Source organism: Arthrobacter sp. KNU40 (genome assembly GCF_051515115.1).
Lineage (GTDB): Bacteria > Actinomycetota > Actinomycetes > Actinomycetales > Micrococcaceae > Arthrobacter.
On record NZ_CP195850.1, the window covers coordinates 757351 to 774418 of the forward strand.

Consider the following 17068-nt stretch of genomic DNA (forward strand, 5'->3'; position numbering starts at 1 on the left):
GCCACCGCAGCCCCCGAACCGCACCCAGCAACCACCCCACTCCGGACAGGACCCAGCAATGAACAGATTCGCCAGGCTCACCGTGCCGGTGGGAATCGTTGGCATCGTACTGCTGCTGGTGGTTCCCGTGCCGGCGCCGCTGCTCGACTTCCTGATCGTCTGCAACATCCTGCTCGCCCTGCTGATCCTGCTCACCAGCATGTTCGTCAAGAAGCCCCTCGACTTCTCCGTCTTCCCGTCCTTGTTGCTCGTGGCTACGCTGTTCCGGCTGGGGCTCAACGTCGCGTCCACCCGGCTGGTGCTGGGACAAGGATTCGCCGGACAAGTGATCGACGCTTTCGGCAAGGTCACGGTGGGCGGCTCCATGATCATCGGCGCCGTGGTGTTCCTGATCCTCGTGGTCATCCAGTTCGTCGTGGTGACCAAGGGCGCCGAACGCGTGGCCGAGGTGGGGGCAAGGTTCACGCTGGACGCCATGCCCGGCAAACAGATGGCCATCGACGCCGACCTCAACGCCGGCCTCATCACGGACGCCCAGGCCCGCAAGCGCCGCGCAGAGGTGTCCGCCGAGGCCGACTTCTACGGCGCCATGGACGGTGCCTCGAAGTTCGTCAAGGGCGATGCAATCGCGGGCATCATCATTATCATCATCAACTTCGTTGGCGGCATTGCCATCGGCGTGCTGCAGCGCGGCATGAACGTGGGCGATGCGCTGAACTCCTACGGCCTGCTGACCATGGGCGACGGGCTCGTCACCCAGATCCCGGCCCTCCTCATGGCCGTCTCGACGGGCATGATCGTCACCCGGTCCAACGCCGAAGAAGACATGGGCCGCACGGCCTCCTCGCAACTCATGCAGTCGCCCAACGCCTTGCTGATCGCGGGACTGGCCGCAGTGGCTATGGCGCTCATCCCCGGCATGCCCATCGTGCCCTTCCTGCTGGTGGGTGCTGCCCTGCTGTTCGGCTCGAGGCGCCTCGCGGCGCAGCAGAAGAAACAGAGTGAGGCTGACGACGCCCAGGAAGCAGCCGCACTGAGCTCCGATGAAGACCCGAACGAGAGGCTCATGCAGGACATGCGCGTCCACCCCCTCGAGATCTTGTTGGCTCCGGACCTTGTCGACATGGTCTCCGGCGCCTCGGACGACCTCCTGGCCCGTGTCCGCTCTTTGCGCCACAAGATCGCCATGGAGTTGGGGATCGTGATTCCGCCCGTCCGCACGCGTGACAACGTCGAGCTGCCGCCGGCCACCTATGCCATCCGCATTGCGGGGGTGGAAGCCGGACGCGGCACGGCGCCGTCGGGCAAGTTGCTCGCCCTCGGCGATTACCTTGACGCACTGCCGGGCGCCTCCACGGTGGAGCCGGTCTTCGGGCTGGCCGGAAAATGGATTCCCAGCGAGATGCGCCACAGCGCCGAAATGACGGGGGCAACTGTGATCGACCGGGTTTCCGTCCTGGTGACCCACTTGTCGTCGATCGTGTCCGCCAACGCCGCAAGGCTCCTCACCCGCGAGGACGTCAGGGTGCTGACGGAGGGCGTGCGCAAGCAGAGCCCCGCCGCCGTCGAGGAACTCATTCCCGGGCTCATGTCCTTGGCCGAAGTGCAGCGGGTGCTGCGGGGACTCCTCGAAGAACAGGTCCCCATCAACGATCTTCCCCGCATTTTCGAGGCACTCGCCCTGCGTGCCAAGGTTTCCACCGAGCCCGAGGCTTTGGTGGAAACCGCCCGCCAATCGCTGGGGCCCGCGCTCGCAGCCAAGTTCCTGGACGGCACGGTGCTCAATGTGATCATGATCGATCCACTCCTGGAACAGTCCATGCTCGAAGACATGCGCCCGGCCGAAGGGGGTACCCAGATCGTCATGAGCCAAGCGCGCCTGGACGCCGTCCTGGCCTCTGTGCAGTCTTCGGTGGAGGCCGCCGCAAACGCCGGACGGCAAGCCGTTCTGGTGTGCGCCCCGGCGTTGCGGCCCGCGGTCCGGCGGCTCGTGGCGGCTCCCGACGGCGGTGTTCCCGTGTTGTCCTACCGCGAAGTGACGTCCGCAAACATCCAGATCGAAACCGTGGGGGTGGTCCGCCATGCCGAAGCAATACAAGCTTAAGGGCACCTCCCTGGACGACATCCGGGCGAAAGCCGAGCAACAGCACGGTCCCGGGGCGCGGATCGTCTCTGCCGAGAAAGTCACCAATCCGGGGATCGCCGGCCTCTTCGCAGCCAATCGCTACGAGGCAACCGTGGAGGTTCCGGCAGAGGGTTCCACCCAACTAGCTAGCAATAGTTGTCGTTTTGAGGGCTCAGAACGACAACAACTGCGAGTCAGTTGGGACGCCCAGGTTGCTGGGGAGGCACGGCTTGCCGGGGAGGCTCACGCGTTGCAGGGGCCCGCGATCGCCGCGCTCCTGGAGCAAGCCGACGCGGCCGAGATGGACCTGCACCGGCCCGAGGCAGCTGTTTCAACCGCCTCCCCGGATTTCGCGGGGATGTTGGAGCAGCTGGGGAAGGAGTTCCAGGCGCCGGTCTCCGGACCAGCGACGCAAGGGATGCTGACCGCGTTGCCGGCCCCCGCCGTCGGGCACGCCGTTTCTGTGCAGGTACCGGTTCCACTTGCCGGCAGCGGCAACCTGATCGTCCTGCTTGGCCTCGGCGACGACGCCCTGGGACCGGCGTTGGAAATGTCCATCGCCGAGGGCGGCTCCGACGTCCGGACGGCCGGAGCGCTAACTGCCTTCGGGCACCTCCACGTGGTGGGGCGCCAGGGCGCGACGGCGGCACGCGCCCAAGCTGTGCTCACCGGCCAAACCGTGCTGGTCGCTTACGGACTCGGCAGGCAAGGCGAAGCCGCGACGCATGCGGCGGCCGTCGCAGCGCTCGCCGCAGACCAGTTGTGGCTGGTTGCCGACGCAGGGCGGAAAGCGGAAGACACGGCGGCCTGGGTCCGGGCGCTCTCCGCCGCGCTGGCCGCCGAGCGAGTCACGCTTGACGCCCTTGCTGTTTTCGGCGCATCGGAGACCGCAAGTCCCGAGACGGTCAACGGACTCGGCCTCCCCATCGGGTGGGTGGACGGCAAGCCCGCCCGCGTTGCCGTGCTCGGAAAGGTACATTGAGAGCATGCTGGTACTGACACGCAAGCCGGGCGAACAGATCATGATTGGTGAGGACATTGTCATCACCGTCATGGAAGGCCGCGGCGACGGCGTGCGGATCGGGATCGAGGCCCCTCGAGGGGTGTCCATCCAGCGTCGCGAAGTTGTTGAGGCGATCGCCGCTGCCAACCTCGCTGCTGCCCAGGCCGGCCCCGAAGCCGAGGAACTCGTTGCCGGGCTGCGTCCGCCGGTTCGCAAGCCGAGCAAGGACTAGGCGCCGTCCCTACTCCAAGCCCAGGAACTCCTTGAGGAGCGGCAGCGAGCAATCCCTCGTCACGGCCAAGGCCCGTTCGATATTTGCATTTTCCGCAAGCAGCATCACGTCATCCACGGTGCCAGCACACGCGACCGCTCCCGGCGCCGCCGGGGCTGCGTCGCCGGGCTGAACGGAGCCAAGCGGAGGGGTCCCGGCCCCTTGCAGCCCCATCTGGAGAGCCTCGACGTTCGCGGCCGCGGTTGTTTCGACTTGATTGAGCACCGAGACCAGCTCACGGTGGTGATCATGAAGCAGTTCCGGCCAGATTCCGGGCGGGGCCACTGAAGCGATCATCGGCAGCGTGGCATTGGCCGACAAGCGCCATTCGATGGCCAGGGCCGACGACTCGATGTTCCGGGCAAGGGTGTCGAACCGAAGGTTTTCCAGGACCTTTTCCACGTCAGCGGCAGTGAATTTCAACCAATGCCAGTTGCCTGCCCGAACGTGCAGCAACTGTGTTTCGAGCCGGTACAACAGCAGTTCCAGCTGTCTCCGCTCGCGCCACAGCATCGCCGATAGCTCATCCGCCCCCACGGTTCCCCACTCCCCGGTTTGGCCTGCGAACATGAATCCGAGGCCTCTTTTGTATCTTTTTCATGAGCGTACACGCATTGTTATTTTTCAGATGGTATGTTCACTGAATACATGTCTGTTCCGTGTAATCTTCGGCACGTTGCATCGTCTCAGCAGCTCGCCCATGAAGCCTTGGAATCAGGCTTGGCAACTCAATAAACAGGTCTCATGGGGGGACTAATTTTGAATCGCGAAGAACGCAACGAGTTGGTGCTGCAGCACTTGCCGCTCGTTGGCTATTTGGTGTCGGAGCTCTGCGCGAGAGCTTCTCATTTGTCGCGCGACGATTTCGCGTCGGTAGGGTCCGTGGCGTTGATAACGTCTGCCGATTCCTTCGATCCGAACCTCGGAGTCCCCTTCGGCGCCTTTGCGCGCCGCCGGATCGTCGGAGCCTTTGCGGACGAGATGCGGGCCAGCGACTGGGCCACGCGCTCTGCGCGCAAGCGCATCAAGGAAACCATGTCGGTCCAGGAGACGCTGTCCGGCGTCCTTGGCCGCACGCCTTCGGTGGCCGAAACCGCATCAGCCCTGGGTGTCGAACGTAGCGTGGTGGAAGCCGCCCTTGCCGATGCCGCAAGGACCCTGTCGCCGCTGGATGACGTCGTAGTGGACACTGTTGCCGCGGACACCATCTCCCCGGAGCACTCGGTCCTGGCCGATGAGCGCCTCAAGTACCTTCGCGCCGCCGTCGACGCCCTGCCGGAAAAGATGCGGTACGTCGTCGAGGAGATCTACTTCGGTGGGCGGACAGTCAAGGAACTCGCTGAGGAACTCGGTTCCACGCACGCCGCGGTCTCCCAACAGCGTGCCGAGGGCATCCGGCTCATGCGCGATGGACTTTCCGCACATTACGCGGACGATCCGGAACAATCCTTTGAGCCCCAATCGCGCATTACGGCCCGACGTCGGCACGACTACCTGTCGACCCTCGCCACCGCCACTTTGGGCGGAATTACCCGTAGTTTCAGCTCGGCAGATGCTGCCTTGAACCGAGCGGTCTAGACTCCGCCTACTTTGCGGTCGGCACGCGGCGGAGCACGACGGCGGCAAGGACTGCCGCTCCCGCCATCAGTACCAGCCCGATCGCCGCCGTGATGTGGACGCCGGATTCAAACGCCGCACGCGCGGCGGATGTCAGGGCATCGCCCATAGGCTGGGGCAGCGTTGCCGCGGTGTCCACGGCTCCGGCGAGCGTCTCCCGCGAGCGTTCGGCCGCGTGGCCGGACAATTCGCCTGGAAGCAGCAAGTGGTGTTGGTAGGACGCCGTCAGGATGGAGCCAAGGACGGCTGTGCCCAGCAATGAACCGAGCTCGTAGCCCGTTTCGGAGATCGCCGATGCAGCGCCCGCCTTGTCGGCAGGAACCGCGCCGAGGATCAGGTCGTTGGAGATGGTCTCCGCCGAGCCAACCCCGATGGCCAGCAGTAGGAGTGCCGTCAAAAGGTACCCCGGACCCTGGCTGTGGTTGCCCAGGGCGGCCACGAGGTATCCAACTGCGCTCAGCGCCAAGCCCGATGCCACCACCAGGCCCGGGCGGATCCGCTTGACCAGCGGAACCACCACCAGGCCCGCCACGATGGTGGCCAGCAGCGCCGGAACCATCGAGATCCCCGCCTGCATGGGGGATTGGCCTTCCACGAGCTGCAAATGCTGCGCGAAGAAGTAAATGAAGCCGGTCATTGAGAACAGGGACAAGACGTTGGCCGTGATGGCCGTGCTGAAGACCTTGTTCCGGAAAAGCCGTACGTCCAACATGGGCGATGCCAAAGAGCCCTGCCTCCGGACGAAGACGATTCCCATGGCCAGGCCGAACGCCATGAAGGCCGCGGGTCCAGGGCCAAAACCGTGTACGGCGGCCTCTTTGATGCCATAAACCACGGGGGCCATGGTCAGGATGGACAGCACAACGCTGGGAACGTCCGGCTTGCCCGGGTTGCGATCCTTGGACTCGGGAATGAGGGAGGGGCCAAAGGCGAGCAGGGGCAGCAACAATGGCACCGCAACCAGGAACACGGCACCCCACCAGAAGTGCTCCACGAGCCAACCGCCGAAGATCGGCCCGAGGGCTGCGCCGCCGGAGAATCCTGCGGCCCACACTGCCACGGCGAGCCGGCGGCGGTTCGGGTCCGGGAAGATGTTGCGGATCAAGGACAGCGTGGACGGCATGAGCATGGCTCCGAAGATGCCCATACTGGCGCGTCCGGCGATGAGCCATTCAGCCGACGGCGCGAAGGCGGTGGCCGCGGAAACGGCGGCGAAGCCCGTGCTGCCGATCAACAGCAAGCGGCGACGGCCGATCCGGTCTCCCAGGTTTCCCATGGACACCAATAGGGCTGCAAGCACCAGCGGGTAGGCGTCGACGACCCACAGCAGCTGCACGCCCCCTACTTCCAAGGACCGGGCGATTTGCGGCAGGGCGAATGTCAGCGCCGTATTGTCCACAGCCACCAGCAGCACGGGGAACATCAGGAGTGCCAGGGCAGCCCAATCGCGCCACGGGGCGGATTGGATCGAAGGGGTGCGGGGGTGCTGGGTTGTGGACGGCGTGAACATGGAGATAACTGTACCGTCTGGACGGTATAGTTTCAATCTGACTCATCGAACTGCCGCATCGAACTAAGGGATGATGGACACCATGCCGCGAAAACCTATTGCCCGGGACGCTGTCCTGGATGCCTTTGAAGCCCTCCTGATCGAGGTGGGGGAGCGGGCTGCGACCCTGGACGCCGTCGCCAAGCGCGCAGGCGTCTCCAAGGGCGGCCTGCTCTACCATTTCCCCAACAAGGAAGCCATGATCAGCTCCTTGCTCGAACGCATGGACGGGCTGGCTGCTCTGGATATCGAGGCAATGAAGGCAGCCCCCGAAGGTGCGGCCGCGTTCTTCATCAAGTCTTCCCTGTGGGCGGATACTCCGTTGGACCGGGTGTTCGTGGCCGCCACGCGGCTCGCGGAAGTAGCCCATGAAGAAACCCGCAGGCGTTTCGCCGGGATCCAGCAACAATGGCTCGATGTGCTCGCCGAGGAAGTGGGGCCCGAGATGGCCAAAGCGGTCCGGTACATGGGCGATGGACTTTACTTCAACGCAATGCTTGAAGGCGGCGCCGGTGATACGGAAGTCAAGGCCAGCGCGAGGAGCGCCGACGTCGGTGCGCTGCTGGCCGCCGTCGAACGCCTCCGTGACTGAGGGTGCGGCCCAACTGTCCCCACCGCCACCCTCGCCTCGCAAGCTCGGCCAGGGAACCCTGGCGGCGTGGGCCCCCGCAGTTGTTGTCGTTTAGAGGCTCCAAAACGACATCTAGTGCGAGTTAGTTGGGGAAGTCGGGCGGGGGCGGTGACCACATTTGCGGACGCGGGCAGTCCGTAGGACAATTGGGAGTTGTGGCAGCCGTCACCGGCAACCACGATCTCATTCACATAACTGAATACGCCTTTGATCTGCGGCGGGAGAGTCCTGCAGGCATGTGATGCAGGCGCCGTAGGAGCAAATCCTCCCCAGGAATCTCTCAGGCCCACGCACCGCCGCGGCAAGGCAACTCTGGAAAGCAGCGCGCTGACGCGCGCTCACCGACGGTGCAAGCGGAACAGTGCCACAAGCACGGTTTCGCGGAAACTCTCAGGTCCAATACAGAGCGGGGAGGAACCCGATTAGCTGTGGCGCACCCTGCGCCGCCTTATTTATGGAGTTCCTTCGTGACGGTTAGTTCAACCTCCACTACGTTCGTTGACCGGCATATCGGCACCCGCCGCCAAGCCGACATTGACATCATGCTCAAGTCTGTTGGCTACGACAGTGTCGATTCGCTCGTAGACACCGCGGTTCCCAATGACATCCGCCAGGACGTCGCGCTGACGCTCCAGAACGCCCTCAGCGAGGTGGAAGTCCTGGCTGAACTTCGCAAGCTGGCGGCCAAGAACAAGACGGCCGTGCAGATGATCGGCCAGGGCTACTACGACACCGTCACTCCGCCGGTGATCCGCCGCAACATCCTCGAATCCCCGGCCTGGTACACGGCCTACACGCCGTACCAGCCGGAAATTTCCCAGGGCCGCCTCGAAGCCCTGCTGAACTTCCAGACCATGGTCCAGGACCTCGTGGGCCTGCCTATCGCCAACGCCTCACTGCTGGATGAAGCCACCGCGGTTGCCGAAGCAGTCCTCATGATGCGCCGCGCCAACAAGAACAAGACGGCCCATGACGGCAAGACCGTCCTCGACGCCGACTGTCTCCCGCAGACCATCGCCATCGTGAAGGGCCGCGCCGAGGCGCTCGGCTTTGAGGTGGAGATCGCGGACCTGTCCCAGGGCCTGCCCGACGGCGACATCAACGGCATCGTGCTGCAGCAGCCGGGCGTTTCCGGCCGGGTGTTCGACCACTCCGCCGTGATTGCCGCCGCCAAGGAACGCGGCGCCCTCGTCACCGTCGCCGCGGACCTCCTCGCCCTCACCCTGATCACGCCTCCGGGTGAGCAGGGTGCCGACATCGCCGTCGGCTCCACCCAGCGCTTTGGCGTTCCGCTGTTCTTTGGCGGCCCGCACGCCGCGTACATGGCTGTCCAGAAGGGCCTCGAGCGCTCGATGCCGGGCCGCTTGGTGGGCGTTTCCAAGGACGACGCCGGCACTCCCGCCTACCGCCTCGCCCTGCAGACCCGCGAGCAGCACATCCGCCGCGAGAAGGCGACGTCCAACATCTGCACCGCGCAGGCCCTGTTGGCCATCGTGTCCTCGATGTACGCCGTGTACCACGGCCCCGATGGCCTGAAGGCGATCGCCGAGACGGCCCACAACCACGCCCGCACCCTGGCAGCGTCCTTGAAGGCCGCGGGCCTTGAGGTCCTGCACCGCAGCTTCTTCGACACCGTCACCGTCCGCGTCCCCGGCAAGGCCGGGAAGGTCATCGCCGCCGCCGAGGCCAAGGGCATCAACCTGCGCGGCATCGACGCGGACACTGTCGGCGTCTCCGTCGATGAGACCACAACAAAGGAAATCGTCGGCGGCGTCCTTGATGCTTTTGGTGTCGTCGCCGCCTTCGGCGCGACGGTGTCCGGTGACGGCGAGGGCTTCGCGCTGGAGGCCGCTGTCGAGCGAACTTCGGACTACCTGCAGCACCCGGTGTTCAACACGCACCGTTCTGAAACCCAGCTGCTGCGCTATATCCGCAAGCTGTCGGACCGCGACCTGGCGCTGGACCGCACCATGATCCCGCTGGGTTCGTGCACCATGAAGCTGAACGCCACCGCCGAGATGGAAGCCATCTCCTGGCCGGAATTCGCCTCGATCCACCCCTTCGCCCCGGATTCCCAGACCGAGGGCTGGCGCGAACTGATCGAAGATCTGGAAGCTGACCTGACGGAGATCACCGGGTACGACCAGGTCTCCATCCAGCCCAACGCCGGTTCCCAGGGCGAACTCGCGGGCCTGCTGGCCATCCGCGGCTACCACCACTCCCGCGGCGAGGCCCAGCGCAACGTCTGCCTCATCCCGGCGTCCGCCCACGGCACCAACGCCGCCTCGGCAGTGCTGGCCGGCATGAAAGTGGTCGTGGTGGCCACCGCGGCCGACGGCACGATCGACCACGCGGACCTGCAGGCCAAGATCGACGCCACCGGCCGTGCTTTGTCTTGCATCATGATCACTTATCCGTCCACGCACGGCGTGTACGACGCCGACGTCCGCGAAATCTGCGACTCGGTGCACGCGGCCGGCGGCCAGGTGTACGTGGACGGCGCCAACCTCAACGCGCTCGTGGGCCTGGCCCAGCCGGGCAAGTTCGGGGGCGACGTGTCCCACCTGAACCTGCACAAGACCTTCTGCATCCCGCACGGCGGCGGCGGACCCGGTGTTGGCCCGGTCGCGGCCAAGGCGCACCTTGCACCCTTCATGCCCGGCGATGCGAACAAGGCAGCACACGAAGACGGCGCTTCTTTGCCAGGGACTGGCGTGGCCATCTCCGCCTCGCGTTACGGCTCCGCCGGCGTCCTGCCGATTTCCTGGGCCTACGTGAAGCTCATGGGCGGCGAAGGCCTGACCGAGGCCACCAAGTCCGCGCTGCTTGCCGCGAACTACATCGCCTCGCGCCTCAACGAGTACTTCCCCGTTCTCTACACCGGTGAAGGCGGGCTCGTGGCCCACGAGTGCATCCTGGACCTGCGCGAACTGACGGCTCGCACCGGCGTTACTGCTGAGGACGTGGCCAAGCGCCTCATCGACTACGGTTTCCACGCTCCCACCCTGGCGTTCCCGGTGGCGGGCACCCTCATGGTGGAGCCCACCGAATCCGAGGACCTCGGGGAGATCGACCGATTCATCGAAGCCATGATCACCATCCGCAAGGAAATCGACCAGGTCGCGAACGGCGACTTCACGGTGGAGAACAGCCCGCTGCGCCACGCACCGCACACCGCGGCCGCCGTCGTCTCCTCGGACTGGAACCGTGAGTACTCCCGCGAGCAGGCCGTCTTCCCTGTCCACCACCTCAAGCAGGACAAGTACTTCCCGCCCGTCGGCCGCATCGACGGCGCCGCGGGCGACCGCAACCTGGTCTGCTCCTGCCCTCCGATCGAAGCCTTCGAGAACTAAAGGACTCCTCACGATGACTGAGAACTACACTGCGCTCTACGAAGAGCACAAGAAGCTCGGCGCTTCCTTCACCGATTTCGGTGGCTGGCAGATGCCCCTGAAGTACTCCTCCGAACTGGCCGAGCACCACGCCGTCCGCCAGTCCGCAGGCCTGTTCGACCTTTCCCACATGGGCGAAGTCTGGGTCAGCGGCCCGGACGCGGCCGCTTTCCTGGACTACGCACTGGTGGGCAAGATCTCCGCGATGTCGATTGGCAAGGCCAAGTACTCGCTGATCTGCCAGGAAGACGGCGGCATCATCGATGACCTCATCACGTACCGTCGTGGCGATTCCAAGTTCCTGGTGGTTCCAAACGCCGGCAACGCCAAGGTTGTTGCCGAGGCACTGGCGCAGCGGGCTGCCAACTTCGACGTCGTCGTCGAGGACGCCTCCGCAGCGACCTCGCTGATCGCCGTCCAGGGTCCCAAGGCGGAAGAAATCCTCCTGCGTTTGGTCCCGGCGGAACAGCACGCCCTGGTCACCGAGCTGAAGTACTACGCCGCCGTCGAGGTGCCCTTCACCTTTGCCGGGAGCATCACGGAACTGCTCCTCGCCCGCACCGGTTACACCGGTGAGGACGGCTTCGAAATCTTCGTGGACAACGATGCCGCCGCCGCCCTGTGGCAAGCAATCGCGGCAGTTGCCCAAGACGGCGAGCTGATCCCCGCCGGCCTGGCCTCGCGTGACTCCCTGCGTCTCGAAGCCGGCATGCCGCTCTACGGCAACGAGCTCTCCCGCGAAGGCAACCCCTTCTCGGCGGGCCTGGGCCCGGTCGTCTCGCTCGCCAAGGAAAGCGACTTCGTAGGCCGCGCCGCCCTCGAAGCCCTGAAGGCTGAGGGCGCCGGATCCACCAGCGGCCGCAAGCTGGTTGGCCTCAAGGGCCTGGGCCGCCGCGCCGGCCGCAGCCACTACCCGGTCCTCAAGGACGGCGTAGTGGTCGGCGAAGTCACCTCCGGCCAGCCCAGCCCCACCCTCGGCTACCCCGTGGCGTTGGCCTATGTCGACGTCGAACACGCCGAGCCAGGCACGGCCCTGGACGTAGACCTGCGCGGCAAGGCTGAACCGTTCGAGGTTGTCGCACTGCCGTTCTATAAGCGGGTTAAGTAGGCCGTGTCGCCTTAAGCCCGTCGGCTTCGGTGGGTGGCTGGGAGCCGCGGGACGGAAGAATCCTCCGCGTGCTCGGTCGCGAAGACGCCCGCTGGGCGGACGTGACGCTCCCGGTGGGTTGCGTGACCGTGGTTGCGTTTAGCCCGTCGGGTCCGACATCCTCTGCATGCTCGGTCGCGAAGACGCCCGCTGAGCGGACGTGTCGCTCCCTTAGACGCATGCTGCCGGATGCCGGCACCCGATGGGGCCCTGCATCTCACCTGCGGCTCAGCTCACCTCCGGTTTAGCTTATGGAGGATGAGCTACCTGCCGAGGGTGAGGCCCACGGGAACCACGGGCCCATAACTGAATCCCGAAGGGCCAGCGTTCTTTTCCGGAACGGTGAGCCCCGAAAACTGAACAAGCCTCTAGCGGTGGGGGAGCGGCATCCGGCAGCGTGCGTCAAAGCGACGAAGGAGCAGCACGCAGAGGATGGCGGCCCCCGCCGCGTAACCTGACCACAACTGTTTTCTTAGACCAACGCAAAGGAAAAAACATGGCAAAAGTTGCACCTGAACTCCAGTACTCCGACGAGCACGAGTGGGTTGCCCGCGAAGCCGGCAATCTTGTGTCTGTCGGTATCTCGGCCGTGGCCACCGATGCCCTCGGCGACATCGTGTATGTTGACTTGCCCGAGGTCGGTTCCGCTGTGACTGCGGGGGAGACCTGCGGCGAGGTGGAGTCCACCAAGTCCGTCTCTGACCTGTACTCCCCGGTGACGGGGGAGGTCACGGAAGTGAACTCCGCCGTCGTCGACGATCCTGCGCTGATCAACAACGATCCGTATGGTGCGGGCTGGCTCTTCAAGGTGTCCGCCGAGTCCGACGGTCCGCTGCTTTCCGCCGAGGAATACGCTTCCAAGAACGGTGGCGAGCTGTGAGCGCCGCGACCGGGGCCGCGGGCACCGAGAACATTGTGTTCGAGCAGGTCGTTTCGCCGTCCCTGGACGCGGTGTTGTCCGTGCTGGATCCGGAGATCGCGGCGAAGATCGACGATGAGCTGAACCGCCAGCGGTCGGGCCTGGAAATGATCGCCTCCGAGAACCACACCGCGGTGGCCGTGATGCAGGCGCAGGGCTCGGTGCTGACGAACAAGTATGCCGAGGGCTACCCGGGAAAGCGCTACTACGGTGGCTGCGAGCACGTGGACGTCATCGAGCAGCTCGCGATCGACCGGGTGAAGGCCCTCTTCGGTGCCGGGTACGCGAACGTGCAGCCGCACTCCGGCGCGCAGGCGAACGCCTCGGTGATGCACGCCCTGATCAAGCCGGGCGACACCATCATGGGCTTGAACCTGGCCCACGGCGGTCACCTGACCCACGGCATGCGGATCAACTTCTCCGGCCGCCTGTACAACGTCATCCCGTACCAGGTCCGTGAAGAGGACCACCGGATCGACATGGCCGAGGTGGAGCGCCTGGCGCTGGAGCACAAGCCGGCACTGATCGTGGCGGGCTGGTCCGCCTATGCGCGGCAGCTGGACTTCGCGGAGTTCCGGCGGATCGCGGACCTGGTGGGCGCGTACCTCATGGTGGACATGGCGCACTTCGCCGGCCTCGTGGCCGCGGGGCTGCACCCGTCCCCGGTCCCGCACGCGCACGTGACGACCTCGACGACGCACAAGACCCTCGCGGGTCCGCGCGGGGGGATCATCCTTTCCAACGATGCCGACATCGCCAAGAAGATCAACTCCGCGGTCTTCCCGGGCCAGCAGGGCGGCCCGTTGGAGCACGTGATCGCCGGCAAGGCCGTGGCCTTCAAGATCGCCGGCTCGGAAGAGTTCAAGGAACGCCAGGAGCGTGTGCTGGCCGGTGCCCGGATCCTGGCCGAACGCCTCGTCCAGGACGACGTCACGGCCAAGGGGATCTCCGTGATTTCCGGCGGCACCGACGTGCACCTGGTGCTCGTGGACCTGCGCCACTGCGAACTCGACGGCCAGCAGGCCGAAGACCGCCTCGCAGCGATCGAGATCACCGTGAACCGCAACGCGGTTCCCTTCGACCCGCGCCCGCCGATGGTCACCTCCGGCCTGCGGATCGGCACCCCGGCACTGGCCACCCGCGGTTTCGGTGAAGCGGCGTTCCGCGAGGTTGCGGACATCATCGCCGAGGCACTGATCGCCGACGCCGGCGCGGACCTCTCCGGCCTGCGTCACCGCGTGGAGGCACTCGCCGCCGCGCACCCGCTTTACCCCGGCGTCGCGAACCTCAGCTGAGGCTCTCTTTTGGGCCGTTGGGTCCGGCCAGCGTGTCGGAACCAACGGTCCGTCGGGGCCGGCATCCTCTGCGGGCTCGGGCGCGAAGACGCCCGCTGAGCGGACGTGACGCTCCCTTAGACGCCCGCTGCCGGATGTCGGTCCCAAAGGGGCCGCGCCGCTCACCTCACCCACCGTCCCCGTGCATATATCTAGTTAGGAACCGACATGGCTGTTGGCGTCTTCGATCTTTTCTCTATTGGGATTGGTCCTTCGAGTTCGCATACCGTGGGGCCGATGCGGGCTGCTGCGGTCTTTGCAGGTGAGCTGAAGGAGTCCGGTGCCCTGAAACGGGTGGCGTCCCTGCGCGTTGATCTGTACGGTTCCTTGGCTGCTACGGGCCGCGGGCACGGCACGATGACGGCGGTGCTGCTGGGCCTGGAGGGCTACCACCCCGAGGAGATCCTCCCCGAGGAAGTGGAGGAGCGGCTCGCCTCGATCGCCGAAACCGGCACACTGAACCTTTGCGGCGCCGTCGATCCCGAGTCGGGGGTGGCGCTGCCGTACGGGGAAGCGGACATGATCCTGCACCCCCTCACGGTCCTGCCCCGGCACACGAACGGGATGAAGTTCTCCGTGTCCGACGCCGATGGCGAGGTGCTGCACGAGGCCACCTTCTTCTCTGTGGGCGGCGGCTTCATCGTCCGCGAAGGCGAAGAGGACGCAGCCCAGAAGGAACTGGAGGAGTCCAAGAAGGAACTCCCGCTGCCCTTCCGCACCGCCGCCGAACTCATGGGCCGCTGTTCTTCCAAGGGGCTTGGCATTTCGGACATCATGTTCATCAACGAGCGCGCCTCCCGGACCGAAGAGGAAATCCGCGAAGGCCTGCTGCACATCTACTCCGTCATGGAGGCCTGTGTCGAAACGTCCCTCAAGCGCGAAGGCGTGCTGCCCGGCGGACTGAAGGTCCGCCGTCGGGCTCCCGACTGGCACGAGCGGCTCCTGAAGGAAACCAAAGACCAGGACCCTGACTACCGGGATCCGAAGTACTGGCAGGAATGGGTAAACCTCATCGCCCTGGCCGTGAACGAGGAAAACGCCTCGGGCGGCCGCGTGGTCACCGCGCCCACGAACGGCGCCGCCGGGATCATCCCCGCTGTGCTGTACTACGCCCTGCACTTCGCCCCCGGCATGGACAAGGCCACGCAACAGGACCGCGACGACGTCGTGGTGAAGTTCCTGCTCGCCGCGGGCGCCGTCGGGGTGCTCTACAAGGAGCAGGCCTCGATCTCCGGCGCTGAAGTGGGCTGCCAGGGCGAAGTGGGTTCAGCTTCTTCGATGGCCGCTGCCGGTCTGGCCGAAGTCATGGGCGGCTCGCCGGGACAGGTGGAGAACGCGGCGGAGATCGCGATGGAACACAACCTGGGCCTGACTTGCGACCCGATCGGCGGGCTCGTGCAGATCCCGTGCATCGAACGCAACGCGATCGCTGCGGCGAAGGCCATCAACGCTGCGAAGATGGCGCTCTGGGGCGACGGCACCCACCGCGTCTCCCTGGACGAGGTCATCGTGACCATGCGGGAAACCGGCAAGGACATGTCCTCCAAATACAAGGAAACTGCCATGGGCGGCCTCGCTGTCAACGTCGTGGAGTGCTGACGCCCGCGTCCTGAAGTTCCAGGCGGCGGGTACCGGACGGCCAGGCAGGGCCGAGCAATGCCGCGGATGCCATGGCAGCGAATACCGACCAAAAGCCGTTGCTACGGCCGGTGGAGAGCGGCGGAATGGGGCGGTAGACGATCATCGGGTCCTCCTGGTTCGGCTTTCGTTACAACCACTTTCCGCCTCCGGGATAGCTGTGGACTTTGGGGAACCTTTGCCGTGCCTGTGAGAAACCGAAGGGCGCTGGTTTGAAGTCGTCAGAGAACGATCAGGCGGTAGCTCTCCGTCAGGGCCGATAGACTTGGGGCTGAACGCCTGCGCCGCACACCGGCGCCTGCTGCCTCAAGTAAGCAACTGATTGGACACGGCCCCCTTGCGAGAATTTACGGCACGCTTTGCCACCGCCGAGGAAATCGAACACTGGGACAAACACGTCACGGCCAATCCCAACGGCGGCAACCTCCTCCAATCCGAGGCCTTCGCAGACGTGAAGCAACACTTCGGGTGGAAGCCTCTGCACCTCGTCTACGAGACCGGGGAATACAGCAGCTACAACCTGGTCTTGGAGAAGTCGTTTCCACTGCTCGGCAAGCTCTGGTACCTCATCAAGGGGCCAGACGTGGCCGGCGTCGAGGACATTCCCGGGATCATCAAGGCCAACCGGGAATTCGTGAAGCGGGACAAGCTCGGGGTTTTCGCGGTGAAAATCGAGCCGGACATCGTCCTCAGCGGCGAAGCCCGGGACGCGATCGAGGCCAGCGGGGCGGTCAAGACCCCCAACCTGCAGCCGAACGACTCCACAGCCCTGCTGGACATCTCTCCCGAGGAGAACCAGCTTCTGCGCAACCTGCATTCCCGCGGCCGGAACGCGGTTCGCCGGGCCATCCGCGAAGGGGTTGAAGTGCGGACCATGGAACCCACGGAAGAGAACTTCCGCGCCATGTATGCGCTGATGACCAACACGGTCGAGGCGAAGTCCCAAGTGCGGGTCCGCGAATTCGGGTACTATCGCCAGTTCTGGACCAACTTCATCGAACGTGGCCAGGGCAGGCTCTTGTTTGTCTTCGAAAACGGTGTCCCCTCGGTTGGAGCCTTCGTCATCAACTATGGCCGGAAGGGCACCTACAAGGACGGCGGATCGCTGCAGAAGCGCGCGCAGTACGGCGATTCCCATTTGGTCCAGTGGACCGCCATCAACCAGGTCAAGGAACTGGGTTGCACGGAGTACGATTTCTGTGGCACCCCGCCCGCTGACCGGCTCAAAGACACCTCGCACCCCTTCCATGGACTTGGCCTGTTCAAGACAAGCTTCAGCAAGACCGTCACCGACTTCGTCGGCTGCTACGACCAAGTCATCAGCCCGCTGAAGTACAAGCTCTGGACCGCAGCCGGGGAACGAATTGCGCGGCAGGTCTACACGCGCCGCACGGGCCAGCAGTTCTACTAGAATCGCAGCGCCGACCCGTCTGCTGCAGGTG

At 65.2% G+C, this 17068-nt stretch carries 14 protein-coding genes and 2 riboswitches; of the genes, 11 read left to right on the forward strand and 3 right to left on the reverse strand.

Annotated elements, in window-relative coordinates:
* Window positions 1-58: 58 nt before the first annotated feature.
* Genes ACSKT0_RS03665 through ACSKT0_RS03675 form a run of 3 tightly spaced genes read left to right on the forward strand, consistent with a single transcriptional unit; the run spans window position 59 to window position 3360 of the window.
* Window positions 59-2104, forward strand: coding sequence for a flagellar biosynthesis protein FlhA (locus ACSKT0_RS03665; RefSeq protein ID WP_437772553.1), 2046 nt, complete (start codon window positions 59-61; stop codon window positions 2102-2104).
* The gene (locus tag ACSKT0_RS03670; protein ID WP_437772554.1) at window positions 2082-3107 is read left to right on the forward strand and encodes a hypothetical protein; all 1026 of its coding nucleotides are present in this window, start codon (window positions 2082-2084) and stop codon (window positions 3105-3107) included. The genes ACSKT0_RS03665 and ACSKT0_RS03670 overlap by 23 nt, the downstream gene beginning before the upstream one ends.
* A gap of 4 nt (window positions 3108-3111) precedes the next feature.
* Window positions 3112-3360, forward strand: coding sequence for a carbon storage regulator (locus tag ACSKT0_RS03675; RefSeq protein ID WP_437772555.1), 249 nt, complete (start codon window positions 3112-3114; stop codon window positions 3358-3360).
* A gap of 9 nt (window positions 3361-3369) precedes the next feature.
* Here ACSKT0_RS03675 and ACSKT0_RS03680 read toward each other — a convergent pair whose 3' ends face one another.
* Window positions 3370-3969: a hypothetical protein gene (locus ACSKT0_RS03680; RefSeq protein ID WP_437772556.1), complete on the reverse strand. Its 600-nt coding sequence runs from the start codon at window positions 3967-3969 to the stop codon at window positions 3370-3372.
* A 174-nt stretch (window positions 3970-4143) separates the two neighbouring features.
* Here ACSKT0_RS03680 and ACSKT0_RS03685 point away from each other — a divergent pair, with 174 nt between their 5' ends.
* Window positions 4144-4977: a sigma-70 family RNA polymerase sigma factor gene (locus ACSKT0_RS03685; RefSeq protein WP_437772557.1), complete on the forward strand. Its 834-nt coding sequence runs from the start codon at window positions 4144-4146 to the stop codon at window positions 4975-4977.
* Window positions 4978-4984: 7 nt separating this feature from the next.
* On the opposite strand, the gene ACSKT0_RS03690 is transcribed toward ACSKT0_RS03685, so the two are convergent.
* On the reverse strand, window positions 4985-6526 hold the full coding sequence (locus ACSKT0_RS03690) for an MFS transporter (protein WP_437772558.1): 1542 nt from the start codon (window positions 6524-6526) through the stop codon (window positions 4985-4987).
* An 82-nt stretch (window positions 6527-6608) separates the two neighbouring features.
* Between ACSKT0_RS03690 and ACSKT0_RS03695 the strand changes: the two genes are divergently transcribed.
* From ACSKT0_RS03695 to ACSKT0_RS03720, 6 genes are all read left to right on the forward strand, one after another.
* Window positions 6609-7157: a TetR/AcrR family transcriptional regulator gene (locus tag ACSKT0_RS03695; RefSeq protein ID WP_404497112.1), complete on the forward strand. Its 549-nt coding sequence runs from the start codon at window positions 6609-6611 to the stop codon at window positions 7155-7157.
* Window positions 7158-7404: 247 nt separating this feature from the next.
* Window positions 7405-7502: riboswitch (glycine riboswitch) on the forward strand.
* 1 nt (window position 7503) lies between these two features.
* Window positions 7504-7611, forward strand: a riboswitch (glycine riboswitch).
* A gap of 52 nt (window positions 7612-7663) precedes the next feature.
* Window positions 7664-10549, forward strand: coding sequence for an aminomethyl-transferring glycine dehydrogenase (gcvP, locus tag ACSKT0_RS03700; protein WP_437772559.1), 2886 nt, complete (start codon window positions 7664-7666; stop codon window positions 10547-10549).
* A gap of 13 nt (window positions 10550-10562) precedes the next feature.
* Window positions 10563-11696: a glycine cleavage system aminomethyltransferase GcvT gene (gene gcvT / locus ACSKT0_RS03705; protein ID WP_437771859.1), complete on the forward strand. Its 1134-nt coding sequence runs from the start codon at window positions 10563-10565 to the stop codon at window positions 11694-11696.
* Between the two features lie 535 nt (window positions 11697-12231).
* The gene (gcvH, locus tag ACSKT0_RS03710; RefSeq protein WP_437771858.1) at window positions 12232-12615 is read left to right on the forward strand and encodes a glycine cleavage system protein GcvH; all 384 of its coding nucleotides are present in this window, start codon (window positions 12232-12234) and stop codon (window positions 12613-12615) included.
* A complete protein-coding gene (gene glyA / locus ACSKT0_RS03715) occupies window positions 12612-13949 on the forward strand; it encodes a serine hydroxymethyltransferase (RefSeq protein WP_437771857.1) in 1338 nt (445 codons plus the stop codon). Before gcvH ends, glyA begins: the two co-directional genes overlap by 4 nt.
* A 207-nt stretch (window positions 13950-14156) precedes the next feature.
* Window positions 14157-15587, forward strand: coding sequence for an L-serine ammonia-lyase (locus ACSKT0_RS03720; protein ID WP_437772560.1), 1431 nt, complete (start codon window positions 14157-14159; stop codon window positions 15585-15587).
* On the opposite strand, the gene ACSKT0_RS03725 is transcribed toward ACSKT0_RS03720, so the two are convergent.
* A complete protein-coding gene (locus tag ACSKT0_RS03725; protein ID WP_437772561.1) occupies window positions 15568-15732 on the reverse strand; it encodes a hypothetical protein in 165 nt (54 codons plus the stop codon). The two genes, ACSKT0_RS03720 and ACSKT0_RS03725, sit on opposite strands and share 20 nt — an antisense overlap.
* Before the next feature lie 231 nt (window positions 15733-15963).
* Between ACSKT0_RS03725 and ACSKT0_RS03730 the strand changes: the two genes are divergently transcribed.
* Window positions 15964-17037 (forward strand): lipid II:glycine glycyltransferase FemX, encoded by a 1074-nt coding sequence (locus ACSKT0_RS03730; RefSeq protein ID WP_437772562.1) that lies wholly within the window; start codon window positions 15964-15966, stop codon window positions 17035-17037.
* Window positions 17038-17068 lie beyond the last annotated feature (31 nt).